The sequence below is a fragment of the Actinomadura sp. BRA 177 genome (assembly GCF_013372625.1).
Classification (GTDB): domain Bacteria; phylum Actinomycetota; class Actinomycetes; order Streptosporangiales; family Streptosporangiaceae; genus Spirillospora.
Map to the genome: position 1 here is coordinate 1 of NZ_JABXFD010000354.1, position 23,384 is coordinate 23,384.

The 23,384-nt window shown below is 71.5% G+C and carries 23 protein-coding genes; 13 read left to right on the forward strand and 10 right to left on the reverse strand.

What is annotated here, in order from left to right; translation table 11 throughout:
• Positions 1-260 precede the first annotated feature (260 nt).
• Complete coding sequence (locus HUX53_RS19365; RefSeq protein ID WP_176404623.1) at positions 261-1,094, reverse strand: STAS domain-containing protein; 834 nt, start codon at positions 1,092-1,094, stop codon at positions 261-263.
• 3 nt (positions 1,095-1,097) lie between these two features.
• Positions 1,098-1,418: a hypothetical protein gene (locus HUX53_RS19370; RefSeq protein WP_157438585.1), complete on the reverse strand. Its 321-nt coding sequence runs from the start codon at positions 1,416-1,418 to the stop codon at positions 1,098-1,100.
• 375 nt (positions 1,419-1,793) lie between these two features.
• Between HUX53_RS19370 and treS the strand changes: the two genes are divergently transcribed.
• Entirely contained in the window at positions 1,794-3,635 is a 1,842-nt protein-coding gene (gene treS / locus HUX53_RS19375) for a maltose alpha-D-glucosyltransferase (protein ID WP_255205413.1), read from the forward strand.
• A gap of 2 nt (positions 3,636-3,637) precedes the next feature.
• Positions 3,638-5,065 carry an aminoglycoside phosphotransferase gene (locus HUX53_RS19380; protein ID WP_176404624.1) on the forward strand — a complete coding sequence of 476 codons (1,428 nt, stop codon included), beginning with the start codon at positions 3,638-3,640 and terminating at the stop codon, positions 5,063-5,065.
• A 24-nt stretch (positions 5,066-5,089) separates the two neighbouring features.
• Here the strand turns inward: HUX53_RS19380 and HUX53_RS19385 are convergent, their stop codons facing one another.
• Positions 5,090-5,848 (reverse strand): GntR family transcriptional regulator, encoded by a 759-nt coding sequence (locus HUX53_RS19385; protein WP_176404625.1) that lies wholly within the window; start codon positions 5,846-5,848, stop codon positions 5,090-5,092.
• Positions 5,849-6,050: 202 nt separating this feature from the next.
• On the opposite strand from HUX53_RS19385, the gene HUX53_RS19390 reads away from it, so the two are divergent.
• The 3 genes from HUX53_RS19390 to HUX53_RS19400 all read left to right on the forward strand — a co-directional run bounded on the left by HUX53_RS19390 (position 6,051) and on the right by HUX53_RS19400 (position 9,294).
• On the forward strand, positions 6,051-6,269 hold the full coding sequence (locus tag HUX53_RS19390) for a hypothetical protein (RefSeq protein WP_176404626.1): 219 nt from the start codon (positions 6,051-6,053) through the stop codon (positions 6,267-6,269).
• A gap of 430 nt (positions 6,270-6,699) precedes the next feature.
• The gene (gene glgB / locus HUX53_RS19395) at positions 6,700-8,931 is read left to right on the forward strand and encodes a 1,4-alpha-glucan branching protein GlgB (protein WP_176404627.1); all 2,232 of its coding nucleotides are present in this window, start codon (positions 6,700-6,702) and stop codon (positions 8,929-8,931) included.
• Between the two features lie 9 nt (positions 8,932-8,940).
• Positions 8,941-9,294, forward strand: coding sequence for an ACT domain-containing protein (locus HUX53_RS19400; protein ID WP_176404628.1), 354 nt, complete (start codon positions 8,941-8,943; stop codon positions 9,292-9,294).
• On the opposite strand, the gene HUX53_RS19405 is transcribed toward HUX53_RS19400, so the two are convergent.
• Positions 9,291-10,148 carry an NUDIX domain-containing protein gene (locus tag HUX53_RS19405; RefSeq protein ID WP_176404629.1) on the reverse strand — a complete coding sequence of 286 codons (858 nt, stop codon included), beginning with the start codon at positions 10,146-10,148 and terminating at the stop codon, positions 9,291-9,293. The genes HUX53_RS19400 and HUX53_RS19405 overlap by 4 nt on opposite strands.
• A gap of 83 nt (positions 10,149-10,231) precedes the next feature.
• On the opposite strand from HUX53_RS19405, the gene HUX53_RS19410 reads away from it, so the two are divergent.
• From HUX53_RS19410 to HUX53_RS19425, 4 genes are read left to right on the forward strand one after another with little or no spacing between them, the layout of a single operon-like run.
• A complete protein-coding gene (locus HUX53_RS19410) occupies positions 10,232-10,738 on the forward strand; it encodes a PaaI family thioesterase (protein ID WP_309237317.1) in 507 nt (168 codons plus the stop codon).
• 42 nt (positions 10,739-10,780) lie between these two features.
• On the forward strand, positions 10,781-12,484 hold the full coding sequence (gene sppA, locus HUX53_RS19415) for a signal peptide peptidase SppA (RefSeq protein WP_176404630.1): 1,704 nt from the start codon (positions 10,781-10,783) through the stop codon (positions 12,482-12,484).
• Positions 12,481-12,981 (forward strand): flavin reductase family protein, encoded by a 501-nt coding sequence (locus HUX53_RS19420; protein ID WP_255205420.1) that lies wholly within the window; start codon positions 12,481-12,483, stop codon positions 12,979-12,981. The genes sppA and HUX53_RS19420 overlap by 4 nt, the downstream gene beginning before the upstream one ends.
• Before the next feature lie 7 nt (positions 12,982-12,988).
• Positions 12,989-13,615 carry a Uma2 family endonuclease gene (locus HUX53_RS19425; RefSeq protein ID WP_176404631.1) on the forward strand — a complete coding sequence of 209 codons (627 nt, stop codon included), beginning with the start codon at positions 12,989-12,991 and terminating at the stop codon, positions 13,613-13,615.
• Here the strand turns inward: HUX53_RS19425 and hutI are convergent, their stop codons facing one another.
• From hutI to hutH, 5 genes are read right to left on the reverse strand one after another with little or no spacing between them, the layout of a single operon-like run.
• Positions 13,616-14,773: an imidazolonepropionase gene (gene hutI, locus HUX53_RS19430; protein WP_176404632.1), complete on the reverse strand. Its 1,158-nt coding sequence runs from the start codon at positions 14,771-14,773 to the stop codon at positions 13,616-13,618.
• The gene (locus tag HUX53_RS19435) at positions 14,770-16,125 is read right to left on the reverse strand and encodes a formimidoylglutamate deiminase (RefSeq protein ID WP_176404633.1); all 1,356 of its coding nucleotides are present in this window, start codon (positions 16,123-16,125) and stop codon (positions 14,770-14,772) included. The genes hutI and HUX53_RS19435 overlap by 4 nt, the downstream gene beginning before the upstream one ends.
• Positions 16,126-16,134: 9 nt before the next feature.
• Positions 16,135-17,334, reverse strand: a complete 1,200-nt coding sequence (locus HUX53_RS19440; protein ID WP_176404634.1) for an allantoate amidohydrolase — start codon at positions 17,332-17,334, stop codon at positions 16,135-16,137.
• A complete protein-coding gene (gene hutU, locus HUX53_RS19445; RefSeq protein WP_176404635.1) occupies positions 17,331-18,986 on the reverse strand; it encodes a urocanate hydratase in 1,656 nt (551 codons plus the stop codon). The genes HUX53_RS19440 and hutU overlap by 4 nt, the downstream gene beginning before the upstream one ends.
• Before the next feature lie 10 nt (positions 18,987-18,996).
• Positions 18,997-20,541: a histidine ammonia-lyase gene (gene hutH / locus HUX53_RS19450; RefSeq protein WP_176404636.1), complete on the reverse strand. Its 1,545-nt coding sequence runs from the start codon at positions 20,539-20,541 to the stop codon at positions 18,997-18,999.
• Between the two features lie 80 nt (positions 20,542-20,621).
• Here hutH and HUX53_RS19455 point away from each other — a divergent pair, with 80 nt between their 5' ends.
• From HUX53_RS19455 to HUX53_RS19465, 3 genes are all read left to right on the forward strand, one after another.
• Positions 20,622-21,383 carry an IclR family transcriptional regulator gene (locus tag HUX53_RS19455; RefSeq protein WP_176404637.1) on the forward strand — a complete coding sequence of 254 codons (762 nt, stop codon included), beginning with the start codon at positions 20,622-20,624 and terminating at the stop codon, positions 21,381-21,383.
• A gap of 84 nt (positions 21,384-21,467) precedes the next feature.
• Entirely contained in the window at positions 21,468-22,097 is a 630-nt protein-coding gene (locus HUX53_RS19460; protein ID WP_176404638.1) for a ClpP family protease, read from the forward strand.
• Positions 22,094-22,714 carry a ClpP family protease gene (locus tag HUX53_RS19465; protein WP_176404639.1) on the forward strand — a complete coding sequence of 207 codons (621 nt, stop codon included), beginning with the start codon at positions 22,094-22,096 and terminating at the stop codon, positions 22,712-22,714. The genes HUX53_RS19460 and HUX53_RS19465 overlap by 4 nt, the downstream gene beginning before the upstream one ends.
• Here HUX53_RS19465 and HUX53_RS19470 read toward each other — a convergent pair.
• Positions 22,696-23,034 (reverse strand): helix-turn-helix domain-containing protein, encoded by a 339-nt coding sequence (locus tag HUX53_RS19470; protein ID WP_176404640.1) that lies wholly within the window; start codon positions 23,032-23,034, stop codon positions 22,696-22,698. The two genes, HUX53_RS19465 and HUX53_RS19470, sit on opposite strands and share 19 nt — an antisense overlap.
• Before the next feature lie 183 nt (positions 23,035-23,217).
• Here HUX53_RS19470 and HUX53_RS41340 point away from each other — a divergent pair, with 183 nt between their 5' ends.
• Complete coding sequence (locus tag HUX53_RS41340; RefSeq protein ID WP_255205414.1) at positions 23,218-23,373, forward strand: hypothetical protein; 156 nt, start codon at positions 23,218-23,220, stop codon at positions 23,371-23,373.
• The last annotated feature ends 11 nt before the right edge of the window (positions 23,374-23,384 follow it).

Sequence of the window (23,384 nt, forward strand, 5' to 3'; positions counted from 1 at the left end):
AGATATGCTCTCTTCCAGTGTGGCAGGGGATGTGCATACGTGTCCGGTCGTGCGTGGTGTCGGCACGTCGGCCCCCGCTCCCACCGGCCCGCACCCATCCTCACGTTCCAGCGGAACGGCCGACGTGTGGCCGTGCGGGTGGGAGGGGGTGCCGCCGGGCGGACGGGAGCATGGCCGGGGCGAACGGGACGACGGCGAGGTCGCGGCGGAGTTCGCCCCGGCCCGTCCGGAACCGGCGCCGGGCGGGCGGGAGCTGAGCGTCAGACGGGTTCGGCGCCGCTGAGCAGGCGGTCCTCGATGGACCGGCAGCCGGTGAACACCGAGCCGAGGCCCTCCCGGTCGATGATCTCGCGGAGCCGGGCCGGCAGCGCGGGCAGCGCCAGGCAGCCGCCCTCGGCGGCCACTCGCCAGCGGATGCCGAGCAGGATCGGCAGCGGGTCGCAGCGGATCCCGAGCCGCTCGTGCATCCGCACCATGAGGTGCCGCAGGTTGCCCTCGACCAGCGTGGTCAGCGTCTCCCCCAGCCGCGGCACCGTCACCTCGTCCAGCACCCCGGACAGGTGGACGACGGTGTGGTCGCCGTCGCCGGCCTCCGTCGTGGTGATCATCAGCTCGGACCGGGCGGGCGGCGTCGGGGTGAGCCCGGCGTCCCCCGGGTGCAGGGCGCGGATGGCGTCGAGCACGTGCGTGGTGTCGACGTCGCCCGCCGTCCCGGCCGGGACGGGCGTGCCCGTCGCCGCCGCGACGTCCGGGAAGACCGGGACGAGCTGCGCCAGGCCGGTGAGGTGCAGCGCCCGCCGCACATGCGCGGACAGCGCGGGCACCACGGCGCGCAGCGGGCAGCCGAGCAGCTGCGCCCGCGTCTCGGCGCGGGCCAGCAGGACCAGCCCGGCGGCGTCCAGCAGCACCGCGTCACCGAAGTCGACGACCACGCAAGTCCGGCGCCGCCCGCCACCGGTGGCCATGGACAGGGCCCTGCTCACCCCCTCGCGGATGCCCGCGTAGTTCTGCCAGCTGATCTGCGCGGGCAGGCTCAGCACGATGAACCCTCGCCGGGTCTCGATGCTCAGGCCGGGCACGGTCGTGTCCTTCATACGTCACATCCCGATCGGGGTTCTGGCGGCCGCGCGCGCGGGCCGGGGCGGGGCGGTCAGGGTGGAGCCTGGCGGTCTGGACACCGTCGGGCCGTCCGGATAGGGCGGCCGGCCGCCCCGCACGACGCCCGTGAGCCGGGACGCGGCGAGACGCTCGATGGTCCGTTCCTCGGGCCGCACCCCGAGATGGGTGCAGCAGCACCACAGGTCGTCGACGCAGCGGCGCACGTTCTCAGCCGGAATGTCGGCGAAGCGAACGCGCAGCCGCGCCACGAGCTCATCGCGCGTCGGTACGACCGATGGCGACTTCTCCCAGCGCTCCACTGTCCCTCCGATCGCTTTGGACGGACGCTTTCCGTCCGAACGGATCAGAACCCGCCGGTCAGGCGGGTTCTGAGCTTGGAAACGACCTACCCGAGGGGTCCGCCAGAAAAAGCGACGAACCTAAAAACACGGACATGACACAACCGTCGCGCGGCAAGTCCTCCGGAGCCGCGGCGCCAGCGAACGAGCCGTGCACAGCCGGGTTTTTGCGCGACTTTCCCGCCCCGTGCCCGCACCGCTGCCGGGCGATGACCAACGCGGCGGCGGTCACGGACCGTACGGAACTTTTTACGGAAGGTTGCCTGTCGCGAACGTCGGTCGCACCGCCTGCGGGAATTGCTGATCTAGATGTCTCCAACACACCCGGGGTGACCCATGCACGGCCAGCCGAAGAACACCACCCGCAGCACGTCCGACCAGGTCACCACACCGAAGGCGGACATCAGGCCCATCGCGGACGCGGACGGGGCGCCGGCCGCCGGGGCGGTCCCCGACCCGTTCGACGAGGAGGCGCCGCACACCCCGCACTGGTTCAAGACGGCGGTGTTCTACGAGGTGTCGGTGCGCGGATTCGCCGACTCCAACAACGACGGCTACGGCGACCTGCGCGGCCTCATCTCCCGGCTGGACCACCTGCAATGGCTCGGCATCGACTGCCTGTGGCTGCTGCCCATCTACCAGTCACCGCTCAAAGACGGCGGCTACGACATCGCCAACTACACCAGCATCCTGCCCGACTTCGGGGAACTGGGCGACTTCGTCGAACTCGTGGAACAGGCGCATGCGCGCGGTATTCGCGTGATCGCCGATCTGGTGATGAACCACACCTCCGACCAGCACCCCTGGTTCCAGGCATCGCGCACCGACCCCGACGGGCCGTTCGGCGACTTCTACATGTGGGCCGACGACGACACCGGCTACCCCGACGCCCGCATCATCTTCGTCGACACCGAATCCTCCAACTGGACCTACGACCCCGTCCGCGGCCAGTACTACTGGCACCGCTTCTTCACCCACCAACCCGACCTCAACTACGACAACCCCGACGTCCAAGACGCCATGCTCGAAAACCTCCGCTTCTGGCTCGACCTCGGAATCGACGGATTCCGCCTGGACGCCGTCCCCTACCTGTACGCCCGCGAAGGCACCAACTGCGAAAACCTCCCCGAAACCCACACCTACCTCAAACGCGTCCGCGCCGAAGTCGACCGCCTCTACCCCGACCGCGTCCTGCTCGCCGAAGCCAACCAATGGCCCGGCGACGTCGTCGAATACTTCGGCGACCCCGCCGCCGGCGGCGACGAATGCCACATGGCCTTCCACTTCCCCGTCATGCCCCGCATCTTCATGGCCGTCCGCCGCGAACAGCGCTACCCCATCTCCGAAATCATGGCCCAAACCCCCAAAATCCCCGAATCCTGCCAATGGGGCATCTTCCTGCGCAACCACGACGAACTCACCCTGGAGATGGTCACCGACGAAGAACGCGACTACATGTACACCGAATACGCCAAAGACCCCCGCATGAAAGCCAACATCGGCATCCGCCGCCGCCTCGCCCCCCTCCTGGACAACGACCGCAACCAACTCGAACTCTTCACCGCCCTCCTCCTGAGCCTCCCCGGCTCACCCGTCCTGTACTACGGCGACGAAATCGGCATGGGCGACAACATCTGGCTCGGCGACCGCGACGCCGTCCGCACCCCCATGCAATGGACCCCCGACCGCAACGCCGGCTTCTCCCACTGCGACCCCGCCCGCCTCTACCTGCCCGTCATCATGGACCCCATCTACGGCTACCAGGCCGTCAACGTCGAAGCACAAGCCAACAACCCCGGCTCCCTGCTGCACTGGACCCGCAAAATGATCGAGATCCGGCAGCGCCACCCCGTCTTCGGCGTCGGCTCCTACGTCGAACTATCCGCCTCCAACCCCTCGGTCCTGGCCTTCACCCGCGAGATCAACGGCGGGGACACCAACCAGTGGGGCGGCATGGACACCGTCCTCTGCGTGAACAACCTGTCCCGCTTCCCGCAGCCGGTCGAACTGGACCTGCGGCGCTTCCGGGGCTCCACGCCGATCGAGTGCATGGGCGGCGTCCAGTTCCCGGCCATCGGCGACCTGCCCTACCTGCTGACGCTGCCCGGCCACGGCTTCTACTGGTTCCTGCTTCCGCCGGCGCCCGAGGAGACCGAGCCGGGTGAAGGAGTGATGTAGCCGTGCCGCCGCCCGACCATTCCCTCGTTCGGCTCCTGTCCGACTGGCTGCCCAGGCAGCGGTGGTTCGGCGGCAAGGACGGCCCCATCGACGACGTCTCCATCGGCACCGCCACCGAGCTGCGCGCCGGCGACCCGTCGCTGCACCATCTCGTCCTGGACGTCCGGCAGCACGGCGGCACCGACCACTACCAGGTGCTCCTCGGCGTCCGGCACGAGCTGCCCGACCGGCTGCGGCCCTGCGCGATCGGCCGGACGACCGGCGAGCCCGCGATCACCGGGCACGTCTACGACGCCGCGCACGACCCCGAGCTGACCGGGATCCTGCTCGACCTCATGGCGGACGAGACGGCCGTCGGGCCGCTGCAGTTCCGCCGCGCCCCCGGGACCGGCATCCGCACGGACCTGGAGGGCCTGCCGACCTCCGCCGAGCAGAGCAACACCTCGCTCATCTTCGGCGACGCCTACATCTGCAAGCTGTTCCGGCACCTGTCCCCCGGCGTCAACCCCGACCTGGAGGTCAACCTCGCGCTGTCCCGCCAGGGCTGCGAGCACGTCCCGGCCGTGCACGGCTGGATCGAGCTGAATCCGGGCGCGGACGGCGACGACGAGCCGGTCACGCTGGCGCTGCTGTCGGAGTTCCTCCGCACCGGGACGGACGGCTGGCAGCTCGCGCTCACCAGCGTCCGCGACTGGTTCGCGCAGCCGTCGCCGCCGGGACCGGCCACCGAGTTCACCACCAGCGACGCGGGGGACGCCGGCGGCGACTTCGCCGCCGAGGCCGAGCGGCTCGGCGCCGCCACCGCCGAGGTGCACCGCGACCTCGCCGCCGCGTTCGGCGTGACGCAGACGCCGCCCGGGGTGCTGCGCGACATCGTCTTCGGGATGAACGAGCAGCTCGACCAGGTCACCGCCGCCGTCCCGGACCTGCGCCCGCACGCGCACGCGATCCGGGAGGTGTTCGACCGGGTCGCGGCCGAGGCGGCGTCGCTGCCGTTCCAGCGGATCCACGGCGACTACCACCTCGGCCAGGCCATGCGCACCGACGCGGGCTGGTTCCTGCTGGACTTCGAGGGCGAGCCGGCCCGCGCCGCCGCCGAGCGCCGCGCCCTCGCGCACCCGCTGCGCGACGTCGCCGGGATGCTGCGCTCCTTCGAGTACGCGGCGCGGTTCCTGCTCGTGCGGGACGGCGACCTCCCGGCCGGCGCCGCCGACACGCTGGAGCAGCGCGCCCGGACGTGGGCGGAGCGGAACCGGGCCGCGTTCTGCCGCGGCTACGCGGCCGCCGGCGGGCCCGACCCTGCCGCGCACGCGGCGCTGGTGCGGGCGTTCGAGTTCGACAAAGCGGTCTACGAGGTCCGGTACGAGGCGCGGAACCGGCCGTCCTGGCTGCCCGTCCCGCTGAAGTCCCTCGCCAGCCTCGCGAGCTGACCCGGGCCCCGGCCCGGCGTCCGGTCACAGGTCGATCGAGTAGTCGAGGACGACGCGGTCGGCGGGCAGCACGATCTCCCGGCACACCTCCATCACGCCGTCGCGCGCGAGCATCCGGCGGGTGATGCCGAGGACCGGCACGCCGCCGGTCATCCGCAGCGTGTCGGCCTCCTCGGGGGTCGGCATGCGGGACCGGACGGCCTCCTCCACCCGGACCGGCGGATGCCCGAGGTAGGCGAGCTGCGCGAGCGTCCCGCCGGGCCACGGCTCGCGCGCCGGGTCGGAGACGGGCGTCTCGCCGACGAGGTCCCACGGCAGGTAGTTGACAGAGATCTGCTGCGGCTCCCCGCGCGCGTAGAAGACGAACCGGCGGCGCAGCAGCTCGGTGCCGGCCGGCAGCTCGAACAGCGCGCCCAGCTCGCCGTCCGCCCGCACCCGGGTGAACTCCTTGTCGAGCCGGTACTCCGCCCAGGAGATCTTCTGGTCGCGGGTGAAGGTCGTCTCGGGCACGGCCATGGGCCGCGTCACCGCCCGGTACCGGTCCATCGCGACGCGGCGCGCCGGCGGGATCACCTTGACGAGCGTGCCGCCGCCGCGGCGGGTCTCGACGAGCCCCTCCCCGCGCAGCAGCGCGACCGCCTGCCGGATGACGATCTCCGAGACGCCGTGGGTCTCGCACAGCTCCGCGATGGTCGGCAGCCGCGTCCCCGGCGGCAGGGCGCCGTCCCGGATGGCCTCCCGCAGCGTGTCGGCGATGCGCAGGTAGGCGGGTCGGTCCGGCACCGGCGTCACCTCCCAACTCGGGTTGCCATCCGTTCGAGCCGCGTTCGACCTCCCGTTCGATCCTGGTTCGTCCCTCCCCGTCATCCATACCTTCCACGCGCTATCCGCGAGGGCACGGTCCGCTTACGGACAGCTTGACACCTCTTAGACCAAGTAAGACTTTTGTATACAGAAGAACGGCCTCGGGGAAGGGACGACCTTGATGGGCGACTTCGAGGACTTGAAGGCGGCCATCGAGGGGGACTTCCCGGGCTGGCAGGTGTGGCGCAGCGACGCGGGACGCTGGTACGCGACCCGCAGCGGCGACCTCACCGACGCCGAACTCCAGGCGGGATGTGCGATGACGGTGGCCGCGGACGACCCGGCGGGGCTCCGCGGACTGCTCGCCGAACAGACCCGCGGGGGGTGCGGGGACAGGTGAAAGAGCGCCATGGGGAACGGCGCGGCCCGGTCCGCGAGCGGGGGCGGACCGGGCCGGGGCGCCCCGATACGTCAGGTACCTGTGTCGCTGAGGTGACACAGGAATGGAGCCCAGGGCGGTGGGGTCGGTGTCACCCCTGGGGCCAGCTGGACATTGCCCACGGGACGGGCCCGGCGGACGGAGCCCGGTAGGCGTGGCCGCACGGGCGGCGCCAACATTCGACGCGACCCCACGACGAAGAGTCGAGCCGCCCGTGCGTCCGCAACACCGTCCTCCAGCCCCCACCCACCACCATTCAACCGACGAGCTCCGCTCGACGCCCACGGCAAGCTTCAAGCTCCTGGAAACAGAGCGCCCCGGGATGTGAGACCGCCGCTTCTCGGGGCACCTCTACTGAGGTAAAGGCTCAGTGACGGGAGGCCATGAGGTCATGGCACGGGTGACGCGCGCGGAGATCGACCGGCTCGTCGGCGGCGACCACCACGATCCGCACGGCGTCCTCGGGGCGCATCCGGGCAAGGACGGCGTGACGGTGCGGGCGCTGCGGCCGCTCGCCGAGAAGGTCGAGGTCGTCCTGCCCAACGGGGACCGGTATCCGCTCCGCCATTTCCACCAGGGCCTGTTCCGGGCCACGCTGCCGGCGGACGCGTCGCTCGCGGACGGCGACGAGAGCACGGCGCCGCTGGCCGTCCCCGACTACCGGCTCGCCGTCACCTACGGGGACGGCGTCGAGTCGGTCCAGGACGACGCCTACCGGCACCTGCCGACGCTCGGCGAACTCGACCTGCACCTGATCGGCGAGGGACGGCACGAGGAGCTGTGGCGGGCGCTCGGCGCACGGCCCCGCTCCTACGCGTCCGCGTTCGGCACCGTCCACGGGACGGGGTTCGCGGTGTGGGCGCCGACGGCGCGCGGCGTGCGCGTGGTCGGCGACTTCAACCACTGGGACGGCCGCGCCTATCCGATGCGGTCGCTCGGCTCCACCGGCATCTGGGAGCTGTTCGTCCCGGGCGTCGGCGACGGCATGTGCTACAAGTACGAGATCCTCGGCGCGGACGGCGTGTGGCGCACCAAGGCCGACCCCATGGCGCAGGCCACCGAACGTCCTCCGGCGACGGCGTCCCGCGTGTTCACCTCGTCCTACGAGTGGGCCGACGGCGAGTGGATGGACGGCCGCAAGGACCACGACTGGCTGCACGAGCCCATGAGCGCGTACGAGGTGCACCTCGGTTCGTGGCGTCCCGGGCTCGGATACAAGGAACTGGCCGAGGAACTCACCGAATACGTGCGCGACATGGGGTTCACGCACATCGAGCTGCTGCCGGTCACCGAGCATCCCTACGGCCCGTCCTGGGGCTACCAGGTGACGTCCTACTACGCGCCGACGGCACGGTTCGGCGGCCCCGACGAATTCCGTCACCTCATCGACCGCCTGCATCAGGCGGGTATCGGCGTCATCATGGACTGGGTGCCGGCCCACTTCCCCAAGGACGAGTGGGCCCTCGCCCGGTTCGACGGCACCGCCCTGTACGAGCACGACGATCCGGCGCGCGGCGAGCACCCCGACTGGGGGACGCTCGTGTTCAACTTCGGGCGCGCCGAAGTGCGCAACTTCCTCGTGGCGAACGCGTCGTTCTGGCTGGAGGAGTTCCACATCGACGGGCTGCGCGTGGACGCCGTGGCCTCGATGCTGTACCTCGACTACTCGCGCAACGAGGGCGAGTGGTCGCCGAACATCTACGGCGGCCGGGAGAACCTGGAGGCCATCTCCTTCCTTCAGGAGATGAACGCAACGGTCTACAAGCGCAACCCCGGTGTCGTGACGATCGCCGAAGAATCGACGGCGTGGCCTGGCGTGTCCCGTCCGACCCACCTCGGCGGGCTCGGGTTCGGGTTCAAGTGGAACATGGGCTGGATGCACGACACGCTCGAATACCTGCGCCACGAGCCGGTGTTCCGGCACTACCACCACAACGAGATCACGTTCTCGCTGGTGTACGCGTTCTCGGAGAACTACGTCCTGCCGCTGTCGCACGACGAGGTCGTCCACGGCAAGGGGTCGCTGCTGAGCAAGATGCCGGGCGACGCGTGGCAGCAGTTCGCGGGGCTGCGCACCCTGCTCGCCTACATGTGGTCGCATCCCGGCAAGCAGCTGCTGTTCATGGGGCAGGAGTTCGGGCAGGGCGCCGAATGGGCGGAGGAACGCCCGCTGGACTGGTGGCTCCTGGAGAACGCCGCCGAGGGCGCCAACCATCTCGGGCTGCAGCGCCTCGTCCGCGAGCTGAACCGCGCGTACCAGGCCGAGCCCGCGCTGTGGACGCGCGACAGCGACCACGAGGGTTTCCGCTGGATCGACGGCAACGACGCGGGCGGCAACACCCTCTCCTACCTGCGCTACGGGACGCCGCAGGGCGACGGCGAACCGCCGGTCGTCGCGTGCGTCATCAACTTCGCCGGAAACCCGCACGAGAACTACCGGCTCGGGCTGCCGCGCGCGGGCGGCTGGCGCGAGGTCGTCAACACCGACGCCTACGAGTACGGCGGCAGCGGCGTCGGCCACATGGGCCGCGTCGAGGCGACCACCGACCCCTGCCACGGGCTGCCCGCATCGGCTGTGCTGCGCGTCCCGCCGCTGGGCGCGGTCTGGCTCGTTCCTGAATAAGGTGGGCGCATGCAGCGCCTGCACATCGTCCCCGGCCAGTTCATGGTGGAGCACCTGCCGCACGCGACGTTCCCCGAGGACGACGAGTGGATCGCGCTCGTGCGGGCCCCGGAGGGCCTCACCATCGTGCGGGGCGCGTCACCGTTCGCCGAGGTGGAACGCTGGGTCGGCTTCTACGGCGACACGGGCCACGGGCTCGGCGTACCCGGCATGCTGGCGGCGATCGTGGGGCCGCTCGCGGACGCCGAGGTGCCCGTCTTCGTCGCGTCCACGTACCACGCCGACCTGGTCCTCGTCCCCGAGCACCGGCTGAAGGACGCGACGACCGCGCTGCGCGACGCCGGTCACCGCGTGGAGGTCTAGAGGCGTTCGAGGAGCCAGCGCGGGCCGGTGACGGCGGCGCCGGCCGCCTCGCAGCGGGCGCGCAGCTCCCGGTCGGCGGTGACCACCAGGTGCGCGGTGTCGGGCCCGGCGTCCTGGACGAGGTCTACGATCCGGTCGTCACCGCTGCCGGGCGCCGCCACGACGTTCACGCCGTCGGACGGCTCGTCCGCGACCCGCCGCGCCGCGCCCTCGACGACCATGACGACCTCGGGGAAGCAGCGGTCGAACGGGACGGAGCCGGCGGGCAGGCCCCGCACGCCGCCGCCCAGGGCCTTCAGGTCGTCGCGGGGCCGCGCGTTGGCGCCCGCGCGGTCCTTCCACCAGCCGTCGGCGCGGGAGCCCACGACGTTCGCCGCGTCCACGACGAGGACGAGGCCCTTCATCGCGTCCTGCAGGCGGGGCCACGACCGGGCGAACGGCTCGAACAGCTTGCGGTCGGTGACCTCCTCCAGGCGCACCCATTCCGCCCTGCGCGTCTCCCGCGACGCGGCATCCACCGGGACGCGCTCGGACAGCGACCCCATCACGGACGTGTACATCCATCCGCCGTGGTCTTCGACGCTGGTGCCGTGCACGTTCACCACTCCGGTGTCGAGCGTGCACTCTTCGGACGTCTCGCGGAGCGCGCCCGTCACCGCGTCCTCGTGGCTGTGCAGGGCGCCGCCGAACATGCCCCACGTCCCGCCGCCGATCCCCCACCACGCGCGCTGCTGCAGCAGGATCCACACCTGGCCGCCGGCGTCGCGGTGGTAGGCCAGCAGGCCCGCGGCACCGAACCGCCCCCAGTGCGTGTGGCCCTGCCCGCAGCCGGACCAGCCGTCGCCGTCTCCCATGCGTCCGACCATAGCGCCGGGGAACCCGTGATGAACGGCATAGTGCCGCCCCCCTGATCACCGAATACCATTCGGAGATCACCGTGACCAGGGAGAGTGAGTTGAGCGTCGACGCGAGCGCGGAGGCCCTGCAGGAGGCCGCCGACCTGTGGAACACGCTGTCGGGCGCCGGCTTCATCCAGGCGATGATCGACAAGCGGCTTCCGGAGATCTCCGACATCAGCGACTACATCGGGCAGGCCGTGACGTCGGCGGAGCCGGGCCGGGTGGACATCGCGTGGACGCCGGAGGAGAAGCTCTGCAACCCGGGCGGCGCCGTCCACGGCGGCTACATCGCGATGATCCTCGACAACGCGGTCTGCCTGGCGGCGAGCAGCACCTGCGACCGCTTCATGCCGATGCTCACGCTCAACCTCAACGTCGACTACCTGCGCGGCGTCCGGTCCGGCGAGACGTACACGGTGACGGGCACGTGCCTGCACCCCGGCGGCACCCGCATGGTCTCCAACGCGCTGATCACCGACGGGCGCGGCCGTCCCGTCGCCCAGGCGACCGCGAGCGTGATCCCGAACAAGGCGTTCGCCCGCTGACGGTCGAGGGAAGGGCCCCGGGTGAACGCATAGGCTGGTGCCATGGTGGATCCCGGCACAGTGATCGACATGTTCAAACAGGCGCGCGACCGGCGGACCGCCCCGCTGATCCTCGAACTGGATCTCACCGAGGGGCTCGTGGAGACCGCGCCGTCCGACCCGATCTCGGCGATCCTGTCGATGCGCCGGACGAACCTGCGGGACGTCCTGGACGGGCTGCGCCGCGCCCGCTCCGACAGCCGGGTGCGCGCCCTCGTCGTGAAGATCTCCGGCGGCATCGGGCTCGCGCTCGTCCAGGAGGTGCGCGAGGCCGTCCAGGCGCTGCGGGACGCCGGCAAGCTCACCGTCGCGTGGGCCGAGACGTACGGCGAGGGCGGCCGCGGCACCGTGCCGTACTACCTGGCCACCGTCTTCGACAAGGTCTACCTGCAGCCGACGGGCGAGGTCGGGCTGACCGGCATCGCGCTTGAGGAGCCGTTCTTCGCGGGCGCCCTGGAGAAGGCGGGCATCCAGCCGCGGTTCGCCAAGCGGTACGAGTACAAGACCATGGCGAACACGTTCTTGGAGAAGACCTACACGCCCGAGCACGAGGAGTCGTCCCAGCGGCTCGTCACCTCGCTCGGCGAGCAGATCACCGCCGCGATCGCCGCCGCCCGCGGCCTGCCCGAGGACAAGGTCCGCGAGCTGACCGACCGCGGCCCGTTCCTCGCCGACGAGGCCCTGGAGGAGGGGCTCGTAGACCGCCTTGCCTACCGCGACGAGGTCTACGCCGACCTCCGCGAGGAGTGCGGCGAGGAGGCCCAGCTCCGCTTCGTCTCCCGCTACAACCGCAGCCACGGCCTCGCGAGCCGCATCCCGCAGCCCGGCAAGCAGGACATGATCGCGCTGATCAACGGGCAGGGCCCGATCCGGCTCGGCCGCAGCGGCCGCGGCGGCCCGCTGCCGAACTCCGGCCCCGCGATGGGCTCCGACACGATCGGCGCCGCGTTCCGCGCCGCCGTGAAGGACGACCGCGTCAAGGCCATCGTGTTCCGGGTGAACAGCCCCGGCGGCTCCGCCGTCGCGTCCGACGCGATCTGGCGCGAGGTCGTCCTCGCCCGCCGCGCCGGCAAGCCGGTGATCGTCTCCATGGGCAACGTCGCCGCGTCCGGCGGCTACTACGTGTCGATGGCCGCCGACACGATCGTCGCACAGCCCGGCACGCTCACCGGCTCGATCGGCGTCGTCGTCGGCAAGGCCGTGGTCAGCGGTCTGCTGGACCGCGTCGGCATCGGCCTCGGCGCCGTCGCCGACGGCGACCACGCCCGCATGCTGAGCGCCACCAAGGACTTCAGCGACTCCGAGTGGGAGCGCGTCAACGCGTCCCTCGACCGGATCTACGACGACTTCACCGCGAAGGTCGCCGAGGGCCGCGACCTGTCCCGCGACCGCGTCCACGACCTGGCCCGGGGCCGCGTCTGGACGGGCGCGGACGCCAAGGAGAACGGCCTGGTCGACGAGTTGGGCGGCATCGACACGGCCTTGGACCTGGCCCGCAAGAAGTCGGGCCTACCGGCCGGCACACCCATCCGCCTCTACCCGCACACGTCCCCTCTGGAGCGGCTCCGCCCGCCGGAGTCCAGCGAGGACCGCACCGCCGCGTCCGCCCGCTTCGACGGCTGGGGCTCCCTCGGCGGCCTCGCCGCCCGCCTCGGCCTGCCCGCCGCCGGCCCGCTCACCCTGCCCGGCACCTGGGAGATCCGCTGAACACCGACTTCGCCGAGGCCGTCGCGGGCTTCGCCACGGGCGTGGTCGTGCTGACCGTCCGCGACGGCCGCGACGACCTCGGCACCACGGTGACCTCGTTCATGTCGGTCTCCCTGGACCCGCCCATGGTGCTGGCGAGCGTGACGACGTCGTCCTACCTCTCCGAGGTCCTGAACCGCCGCCCCCGCTGGGCCGCCACGATCCTCGCCGCGCCCCAGCGCGCCCTGGCCGGCCGCTTCGCCGCCGAGGGCCGCCCCAGCGCCCGCATCCTCCTAGCCGCCGAACCCCACCACCGAGGCAAGCATTCCGACGCCCTAATCCCCGAAACCGGCAGCTCCGCCTTGGAATGCGAAACCCGCCAAACCATCGAAGCGGGAGACCACACCCTCTTCGTCGCGGATGTCCTCACAACGGACTACATAATCCGCAACCAAAAACCCCTAATAAGAGTCAACCGCCGTTATCTGGAGGACAAGTCTCGTGCCGAACCACGATGATGGCGACATGACCATGAACGAGCTCGAGCGGCAACAGCAGGAACTCCTGTCCTTGGAGGGATATCTCGCGCTCGACGAGGAGGTCCGGCGCGAGTCCGAGGTGGTCGAGGGGCATCTGGTCGCTCGCGAACCACGTGACCGACCGCACCAGAAAACTGCGTTCCGCCTCGCCAACGCCTTCGAGGCGGCGGTGCTCAAGTACAGGGCCGCGCACTCCAGTGGGCGCGCGCCATGTTACGAGATCAACACCGAGGTGCCGGTCCGGCTGTGGGACGTCCCGCTGACCGTACGCAAGCCTGATGCCGTAGTGCACCGCTGCCGCGAGCAGTTCGAGACGCTCGAGGCAGTGGACGCAGTAATCGTCGCCGAGGTGATCTCGCGCTGGTCGCAGTCACGGGACCGGATCCACAAAATGGGCGAATACGCCAAAGCCCTCATACCGCATTATCTGATCGTTCAATTCGACGAACGCGGCGCGACGATCCTTGAGCATTACGCCCTGGTGGGCGCGGAGACTTCCTACTCCAGGATCGGCATCACCCATCGGGACCGGGACATCTGGGCGCTCAATCTCACAACCCCGTTCGAGATTCAGATCGGGTGGCAGGACCTCGACGTGGCGCTGCCCGCCTGATCACCGCACGCGGTGGCCGGCCTTCCACACGGCGGCGGTTTGGGGGACGCCGGGGCGGTAGGCGAGGTGGATGTGGGACGGGGCGTCCAGGACGTGGACGTCCGCGCGGGCGCCTATCCCCAGGTGGCCCACGTCGGTGCGGCGGAGGGCTCGGGCGCCGCCGGCCGTGGCGGACCAGACGGCTTCGGCCGGGGTCATTCGCATGTCGCGGACGGCCACGGCGATGCAGAACGCCATGCTGGAGCTGTAGCAGGAGCCAGGGTTGCAGTCTGTCGCCAGGGCGACGGTGGCTCCTGCCTCTAGGAGGCGGCGGGCGTTGGGGTAGGGCTGGCGGGTGGAGAACTCGACGCCGGGGAGCAGGGTCGCGACCGTCTGGGACGAGGCCAGGGCGTCGATGTCGGACTCGCTTAGGAACGTGCAGTGGTCGGCGGACGCGGCGTCCAGTTCGACGGCGAGTTGTACGGCGGGGCCCTGGGTGAGCTGGTTCGCGTGGAGGCGGGGGCCCAGGCCCACTTTCACGCCTGCTTGCAGGATTTCGCGGGTCTGGTCTGCGTCGAACGCGCCTTCCTCGCAGAAGACGTCCACCCAGCGGGCGTGGGGGGCGCAGGCCGCGAGCATGTCGGTCGCGGCCAGGTGTGCGTAGGCGGCGGCGTCCCAGCCGGTGGGGACTACGTGGGCTCCTAGATACGTCACCTCGTCGGCTAGTTCGGCGGCGATGCGGACGGCGCGTTCCTCTTGGTCGACCGTGAGGCCGTAGCCGGATTTGCATTCGACGGTTGTGGTGCCTTGGCGCGCCATCTCGGTGATTAGGCGGCGCAGGTTTGCGCGTAGGTCGTCGTCGGAGGCGGCGCGGGTGCGTTCGACGGTGGTACGGATGCCGCCTGCGGCGTATTTCTGGCCGCTCATGCGGGCGGCGAATTCCTCGGCGCGTTCGCCGGCGAAGACCAGGTGGGCGTGGGAGTCCACGAAACCGGGGAGGACGGCTCGTCCGGCGGCGTCGAACGACTCGTCGGCGGCGGGGGCCTCTGAGGCCGGGCCCGTCCAGGCGATGGTGTCGCCGTCCATCACCAGGGCCGCGTCACGGACGATGCCGAGGCCGTCGCCGACGGCGGGGTCGTTGGTGACGAGTTCCCCGATGTTCGTGATGACCGTGCTCAATCAGGCTCCTCGGCGGTGACGGCGGTGATGGCTTCGGTGAGTGCGGCTGGGACGTCGTCGATGAGCAGGTGGCGGCCGTCGTGGACGATCGGGCGGCCGGAGACGACGACGTGCCGGACGTCGGCGGCTGTTGCGGCGAAGACGGCGGCCTCGGCGGCGTAGTCGGGCGCCGCTCCCGCCGTGCGGACGGAGTCGAGGTCGACGGTGACCAGGTCGGCGTACGCGCCGGGTTCCAGGCGGCCCGCTTCGGGCCAGCCGAGCCCGTAGTGGCCGTTGGACGTGGCGGTGGCGAGCAGTTCCCCGGCCGTCCAGTGGCCGCGGGCGCGGGTGCGGAGGCGTTCGTTCAGTTCGACCGCGCGGGCCTCCTCGAACAGGTCGATCACGGCGTGCTGGTCGGAACCGAGGCAGATCGGGGAGCCGGCTTCCGCCAGAGCGCGCGCGGGGCCGATGCCGTCGGCGAGGTCGCGTTCGGTGGTCGGGCACATACACACGCCGGTCATCGTGGTGCCGAGGAGGCCGATGTCCTCGTCGGTGAGGTGCGTCGCGTGGACGGCGGTGGTGAGCGCGCCGAGCGCCCCCGACTCGGCGAGGAGGCGGGTCGGGGTCATGCCGTAGGCGTCCTGGCACGCCTCGTTCTCGGCGGGCTGCTCGGACAGGTGGACGTGCAGCGGCGCGCGGTGCTCCTTCGCCCAGGCCGCGACGGCACGGAGTTGCTCGCGCGGCACCGCGCGGACGGAGTGGATCGCGGCGCCGACGCGGGCGTGCAGCCGGCCCGCCTTGTCCGTCTGCTCGTAGAGGGTGTCGACGCGGCGCACCCAATTGCCGGCGGTGCCGTCGCCGAAGCGCAGCTGCGGGCCCTTGAGCGGACGGCCGATGCCGCCGGTGAGGTAGCAGGTGTCGAGGAGGGTGATCCGGATGCCGGCGTCGGACGCGGCGGCGATCAGCGCCTCGCCCATCGCGTTGGGGTCGGCGTACGGAGTGCCGCCGGGTTTGTGGTGCAGGTAGTGGAACTCGCCGACGCAGCTGATCCCGGCGAGGGCCATCTCGGCGAACACGGCGGTCGCGAGGGCGCGGTACGACTCGGGGTCGAGCCGGTCGGCGACCTTGTACATCTGCTCCCGCCACGTCCAGAACGTCCCGGAATGGGCTTGGACGCGGGAGCGGAGGGCGCGGTGGAAGGCGTGGGAGTGGGCGTTGGCGAGGCCCGGCAGGGTGAGGCCGGGCAGCCGCTGGGCGTGGGGCGCGGAGGGGACGCCGGGCGCGATCGCGGTGATCCGCTCGCCGTCGGCCTCGATGAGGACGTCGGCGGCCACACCGTCGCCGAGCCAGGCGAACTGGGCATGCCACTGCATACCGGATCCTTACCCGCGCGCCAGGTCGTCCAGTACCGCGGTAAGGGCCTCCACTCCGGCCAGGCAGTCCGCCGGTTCGGCGAACTCGGCGGGCGCGTGCGAGACCCCGGTCGGGTTCCGGACGAACAGCATCGCGGTCGGCAGCCGCGCCGAAAGCACGCCGGCGTCGTGGCCGGCGCCGGTCGGCAGGACGGGCACGCCGCCCAGAGCCTTGCCGACCCGGTCGCGGAGGGCGTGGTTGAAGTCGACGATCTCGGTGTAGGACTCCTCGGCGAGGTCGACGCTCACCCGGTGCGGGCGCGCGGCGACGCGGGCGGCCTCGTCGACCTCCTTCACGGTGCGGCGGACCTCGTCGTCCCGCGGTCCCCGGACGTCCAGCCAGGCGGTGACGGACGAGGCGATCGCGTTCACCCCGCCCGGCACGACGCTGACCTTCCCGACCGTCGCGACCGTGCCGTTGCGTTCGGCGGCCTCGAGGGCGGCGATGACCATCCGGGCGAACGGGAGCATCGGGTCGCGGCGGTCGTTCAGGGCGGTCGTCCCGGCGTGGTTGCCCTCGCCGGTGAAGCCGAACCGCCAGCGGCCGTGCGGGACGATCGAGCTGGCGACCCCGACCGGCTGGTCCAGGGCTCTTCCTTGTTCGACGTGGAGTTCGATGTAGCAGGCGATGCGTCCGAGGAGGTCGTCGTCCGGGCCGATCGCCTGCGGGTCGAGCCCGGCGTTGTGCATGACCTCGGCGAACGTGTGGCCGTCGCCGTCGGTCAGTGCGCGCGCCCGCGCCGGGTCGATCGCCCCGGTGAGGAGGCGCGATCCGAGGCAGGCCACGCCGAACCGGGCGCCCTCCTCCTCGGCGAACGCCCCGATCCCGATCGGTCGTGCCGGCCGGACGCCGCGTTCCCTGAGCCCGTCGATTGCCGCGAACGCGGACACGATGCCGAGCGGCCCGTCGAACGCTCCCCCGCCGGGGACGGAGTCGAGGTGGCTGCCGGTCAGGACGGCGTCGCCCCTCGTCCCGTCCTCGGGGAACCACCAGGCGAACATGTTGCCGTTGGCGTCGTGCTCCACGTCGAGGTCGCGGCGGCGCGCCTCGTCCAGGAACCAGGCCCGGCACTCCAGTTCGGGCGGTGTCCACGCGAACCGGTGGTAGCCGCCGGTCGCCTCGTCCCGCCCGACCGGCAGCAGCGCCGCCCACATCTCGGCAAAGCTCATGACTGCATCGGGATCCGGACGCCGCGCTCGGCGGCGACCTCGGCGGCGCGGTCGTAGCCGGCGTCGACGTGCCGCATGACGCCGGTGCCGGGGTCGTTGGTGAGGACGCGCCGGAGCTTCTCGCCGGCGAGGGCCGTCCCGTCCGCGACGCAGACCTGGCCCGCGTGGATGGACCGGCCGATCCCGACCCCGCCGCCGTGGTGGATGGACACCCACGTCGCGCCGGACGCGGTGTTGAGCATGGCGTTCAGCAGCGGCCAGTCGGCGATCGCGTCCGAGCCGTCCTTCATGCCCTCGGTCTCCCGGTACGGGCTGGCGACGGAGCCGCAGTCGAGGTGGTCGCGGCCGAGCACGATCGGCGCGCTGATCTCGCCGCGCGCGACCAGGTCGTTGAACGCCTCGCCGGCCTTGTCGCGCTCGCCGTAGCCGAGCCAGCAGATCCGGGACGGCAGGCCCTGGAAATGCACCTTCTCCCCCGCCATCTTGATCCAGCGGGTCAGCGGCTCGTTGTCGGGGAACAGGTCGAGAATGGCCTTGTCCGTGCGGGCGATGTCCTTCGGGTCACCGGACAGCGCCGCCCACCGGAACGGCCCCTTGCCCTCACAGAAGAGCGGCCGGATATAGGCGGGGACGAACCCAGGGAATTCGAATGCGCGCGTGTAGCCGGCGAGCTGCGCCTCACCGCGAATGGAGTTCCCGTAGTCGAAGACCTCGGCGCCCGCGTCCTGAAATCCGACCATTGCCTCGACGTGCGTGGCCATGGAGGTGCGGGCCTTGGCGATGAAGCCGTCCCGGTCCTTGTCGCGCTCGGCGGCCATGTCCTCGAACGCGACGCCGCTCGGCAGGTACATCAGCGGGTCGTGCGCGCTGGTCTGGTCGGTGACGATGTCGATCGGCGCGCCGCGCCGCAGCAGTTCGGGGACGATGTCGGCGGCGTTCCCGAGCACGGCGATCGACAGCGGGCGCCTGGCTTCCCTTGCCTCCTCGGCGAGCCGCAGCGCCTCGTCCAGCGAGTCGGCCGCGACGTCGCAGTACCGGTGCGCGACGCGCCGCTCGATCCGGGACGGGTCGCACTCGACGCAGATCGCGACGCCGCCGTTCATCGTGACGGCGAGGGGCTGCGCGCCGCCCATGCCGCCGAGCCCGGCGGTCAGCGTGACGGTCCCGTTGAGGGTGCCGCCGAACCGCTTCTCGGCGACGGCCGCGAACGTCTCGTAGGTGCCCTGCAGGATGCCCTGCGTGCCGATGTAGATCCACGACCCAGCGGTCATCTGGCCGAACATCGTCAGGCCGAGCGACTCCAGCCGGCGGAACTCCTCCCACGTCGCCCACTGCGGGACGAGGTTGGAGTTGGCGATCAGCACGCGGGGCGCCCACTCGTGCGTCCGGAAGATCCCGACGGGCTTGCCGGACTGGACGAGCAGCGTCTCGTCCCCCGCCAGGTCGGACAGCGACCGGATGATGCCGTCGAAGGCGTCCCAGTTCCGGGCCGCCTTCCCGGAACCTCCGTAGACGACCAGTTCGTCGGGGTGCTCGGCGACCTCGGGATCGAGGTTGTTCTGGATCATGCGGAGGGCGGCCTCCTGCGGCCAGCCCTTGGCGGCGGTCAGCGCGGTGCCGCGCGGCGCGCGGACGGGACGGGGTCCGGACATGTCGGGCTCCTTAGGAGAGGGGGCCGGTGACGGCTTCGGCGGCGGCGACCAGCGAGCCGTCCCGCACGAGGGCGGTGGCGGCGGCGATCTCGGGGGCGAGGTAGCGGTCCGGGCCGGGCGGCGGGACGGCCTCGCGCAGCTTGGCGACGACGGCGCCGGTCGCCGGGCCGGGGCGCAGCGGGGTGCGCAGGTCCAGGGCCCGCGCGGCGGTGAGGATCTCGATGGCGATCACCTGGGCCAGCCCGTCCACCGCCTTGCGCAGCTTCCGGGCCGCGTTCCAGCCCATCGAGACGTGGTCCTCCTGCATGGCCGAACTCGGGATCGAGTCGGCGCTCGCCGGGGCCGCGAGCCGTTTCAGCTCCGACACGATCCCGGCCTGCGTGTACTGGGCGATCATGTGCCCGGAGTCGACGCCGGGATCGTCGGCGAGAAAGGCGGGCAGCCCTCCGGAGCGTCCCTTGTCGAGCATCCGGTCGGTGCGCCGCTCGGACATGGACGCGACATCGGCCGTGGGCACCGCCAGGAAGTCGAGCACATACGCGATGGGCGCACCATGGAAATTGCCGTTGGACTCGACGCGTCCGTCCGGCAGCACCACGGGATTGTCGATGGCCGACGCCATTTCCCTTCCCCCGACCATTTCGGCGTGCTGAAGGGTGTCGCGGGCGGCGCCGTTCACCTGCGGTGCGCAGCGCAGCGAATAGGCGTCCTGCACACGGGTGCAGTCGGGCCCGCGATGCGACTCCATGATCTCGGACGCGGCGAGCAGCACCCGCAGGTTGGCGGCGCTCGCGGCCTGCCCGGGATGGGGCCTGAGCGCCTGCAGGTCGGCGGCGAAGACCCGGTCCGTGCCCAGCAGCGCCTCCACAGTCATGGCGGCGGCGACATCGGCCGCCGTGAGCAGCCCGCGCATATCCTCGATGGCCATGACGAGCATGCCGAGCATGCCGTCCGTGCCGTTCAGAAGGGCGAGGCCTTCCTTGGCGGCGAGCTTGACCGGGGCGAGCCCGGCCTCGTCCAGCGCCTCGGCCGCCGGCTTCAACTCACCGTTCGCGTCCCTGACCGACCCTTCGCCGATCAGCGCGAGCGCGACGTGGGCGAGCGGCGCGAGATCCCCGGAACAGCCGAGGCTGCCGTACTCGAAGACCTGCGGGGTGATGCCGGCGTTGAGCAGCTCGGCGAGCGTCCGGGCCGTCGTGGGCTGGACACCCGTCCGTCCCGTGGCCAGCGTCCGCAACCTCAGCAGCATGAGGGCCCGGACGACCTCCCGCTCGACCTCGGGCCCCGACCCCGCCGCATGCGATCGGACGATGTTGAGCTGCAACTGGTCCCGCAGTTCGGGGGCGATGTGCCGCGTCGCCAGCGCCCCGAACCCGGTCGAAACCCCATAAACAGGCGTCGGACGAGCCGACAGCTCCTCGATATGGGCCCGTGCCTCGCCGACCAGCTTCAACGCCTCGTCGGTCAGCCTGACCCGAGCACCGTCCCGCGCGACGGCGACGACCTGCGCGAACGTCAGCGCTTCCGGACCGACCTCAACCATAGGAACACCCATACCCACCATTGGACCCGCTCGCCGGCGCCGGCCCCACCCCGGCAGGCCGTCATGTGTCTCAGATACGAGACAATGAGCCCATGCCCCAGGTCCCCGCCGCGCGCCGCGCCCTGGCGGTGCTGCGCCTCCTCGCCGCCGCGCCCGGCCCGCTCCCCGCGTCGTCCATCGCCCGCGCCCTGGACCTCCCCCGCTCCAGCACGTACCACCTGCTCACCGCGATGTCGGAGGACGGCTTCGTCACCTACATCCCGGAGGAGCGCCGCTGGGGCCTGGGCGTGGCGGCCTTCGAGATCGGCTCCGCCTACCTGCGCCACGAACCGCTGGAACGCCTGGCCCGCCCCCTGCTCCGCCGCCTGGTCGACCAGCTCGGCGAGATAGCCCAACTCGGCGTCTTGCACGGCGCCGAGACCCTCTACCTCCTCAAGGAGCAGCCGCCCCGGCACGCCACCCTGATCACCGACGTCGGCGTCCGGATGCCCGCCCACCTCACCGCCAGCGGCCTCTCCCTCCTCGCGCACCTGCCCCCCGCCCAGGTCCGCGCCCTGTTCCCCGGCCGCTTCGTGGACCGCACGGGCAAGGGCCCCACGTCCCTGCGCGAACTGCGCCGCACTCTGGCGGACGACGCCCGCCGGGGCTGGTCGGCCGAGGACGGCCACATCACCGAGGGCTTCGCCAGCATCGCCGCCTGCGCCTTCGACCACACCGGCCACCCCACCGCCGCCCTCACGGTGACGTTCCGCCGCGAAGACCACCCGCCCGAAACCTGGCCGTCCCTGGCCGCGCGGATCCGCGCCTCGGCGGCGTCCCTGACCACCCGCCTGACCGGCCGCCCGCCGTCCTGAGCCGGCATGCCGCGCTGCTCTGGGCGGATCCGCCGTGGGCAGATACAGCCGTGGCCGGTGCGCGCGCCGCCGCAGAGTGGACGCATGAGCGATGAACAGAAGATCCCGTTGTTCAACGAAAGAGTGCGGCGCGAGCTCTACCACGAGCGCGTCCTCGTCCTCGACGGCACGCTCGACGACGACAACGGCACCCTGCTGGCGACGCAGCTGATCACGCTGGCGAGGCAGGACGCGTCGACCGACATCGCGCTGTGGATCCACTCCCACGGCGGGTCGGTCCCGTCGATGCTCGCGATCCGGGACGTCATGCGGCTCGTCCCGTGCGACGTGTCCACGCTGGTGCTCGGCGTCGCCTACAGCGCCGGCCAGTTCCTGCTGTCGTCGGGGACCCGGGGGAAGCGCCGCGCCATGCCGCACTCCCGCGTGCTGATGCACCAGGGCTCCGCCGGCATCGCGGGCGCCGCCGTCGACATCGAGCTGCAGGCCAACGACCTGCGCCACACCCGCGACACCGTCCTCGGGCTCATCGCCGAGGACACCGGCCAGCCCCTGGAACGGGTCTTCGAGGACTCGCTGCACGACCGCTGGTACACGGCCCGGGAGGCGCTCGACTACGGGTTCGTCGACTCGGTCGTCACCACGATGGACGAGATCATTCCCGCCGCCCACCGGCCCGTCGGGCTCGGTGTCCCCTCCGAAGGAGCCTCCCGATGAGCAGCTACACGATCCCGAACGTGATCGCGCAGCACCCGCGCGGTGAGCGGATCATGGACGTCTACTCGCATCTGCTCACCGAGCGGATCATCTACCTCGGCACCGCCATCGACGCGGGTGTCGCCAACGCCCTCGTCGCGCAGCTGCTGCACCTGGAGGCCGACGCCCCCGACAGCGACGTCCAGCTGTACATAAACTGCGAGGGCGGGGACCCGAGCGCGATGCTGGCCGTGTACGACACGCTGCGCTTCATCCGCCCGCAGGTGGCGACCACGTGCGTGGGCCAGGCGGTCGCCGTCGGCGCCGTGCTCCTGGCCGCCGGCGCCCCCGGCAAGCGCGCCGCGCTGCCGCACACCCGGGTGGTCCTGCACCAGCCGACGGGGCAGGGCCGCGGGACGATCCCCGACCTGATCCTGCAGGCCGACGAGGTCGTCCGCGTCCGCGCGGACATCGAGGACATCCTGTCCCGGCACACCGGGCAGGACACCGCGGCACTGCGCGCCGACACCGACCGCGACCGCGTGTTCCCCGCGAACGCGGCCCTGGAGTACGGCCTCATCGACCACGTGATCGAGGAACGACCGCTTCCGGGCGGCCGCTACGCGGCCAGCGCGTAGGCGGTCGGGCCCGCCGGGGCGACCCTGGACGGCGCACGCAGCAGACTCGTCGCGACCGCGAGCGTCAGGTCGCCCAGCGTCACGTCCAGGGCCCCGGCGACCGCGGCGATCATTTCGCTGGACGGCTCCTTGACCCCGCGCTCCATCTCGGAGAGGTACTGCGGCGAGACCCCGGCACGGCGCGCGGTCTCGACCAGGATCTCCCCGCGCTCGTTGCGCAGGCGCCGCAGGCATTCGCCGAGCGCCTCCCGCCACAACGGCTCCCGCCCGTCGCGCGGCATCTCGTCAGCGGGCATGAACGGTCGGACGATCTCAGCCATACGCCACATCGTAAGCCGGTCCCTCCCCGGCGTCCCGACCATTCCGCCCACCGCAGAACGGCGCAGCACCGGCCGACCCTGTCGAAAGGCAGGGGCGGTGGGTGGCTTTCGGGTCGTGTGGGGGCGGTCTGCGGATCTCTAGGTTCGGTCGCGGAATGGCGGACGATCGGGCGGGAGGTCCTTTTGATCACGTTGCGGGGACTGACGAAGCGGTACGGGGACAAGGTGGCGGTGGACGGGCTGTCGCTTGAGGTGGCGGCCGGCAAGGTCACCGGATTGGCGTGGACGGCGGCGGCGTTGTGGGTCGGGATCACCGTCCTGCGCCACCGCGACGCCTGAGCGACCACGGG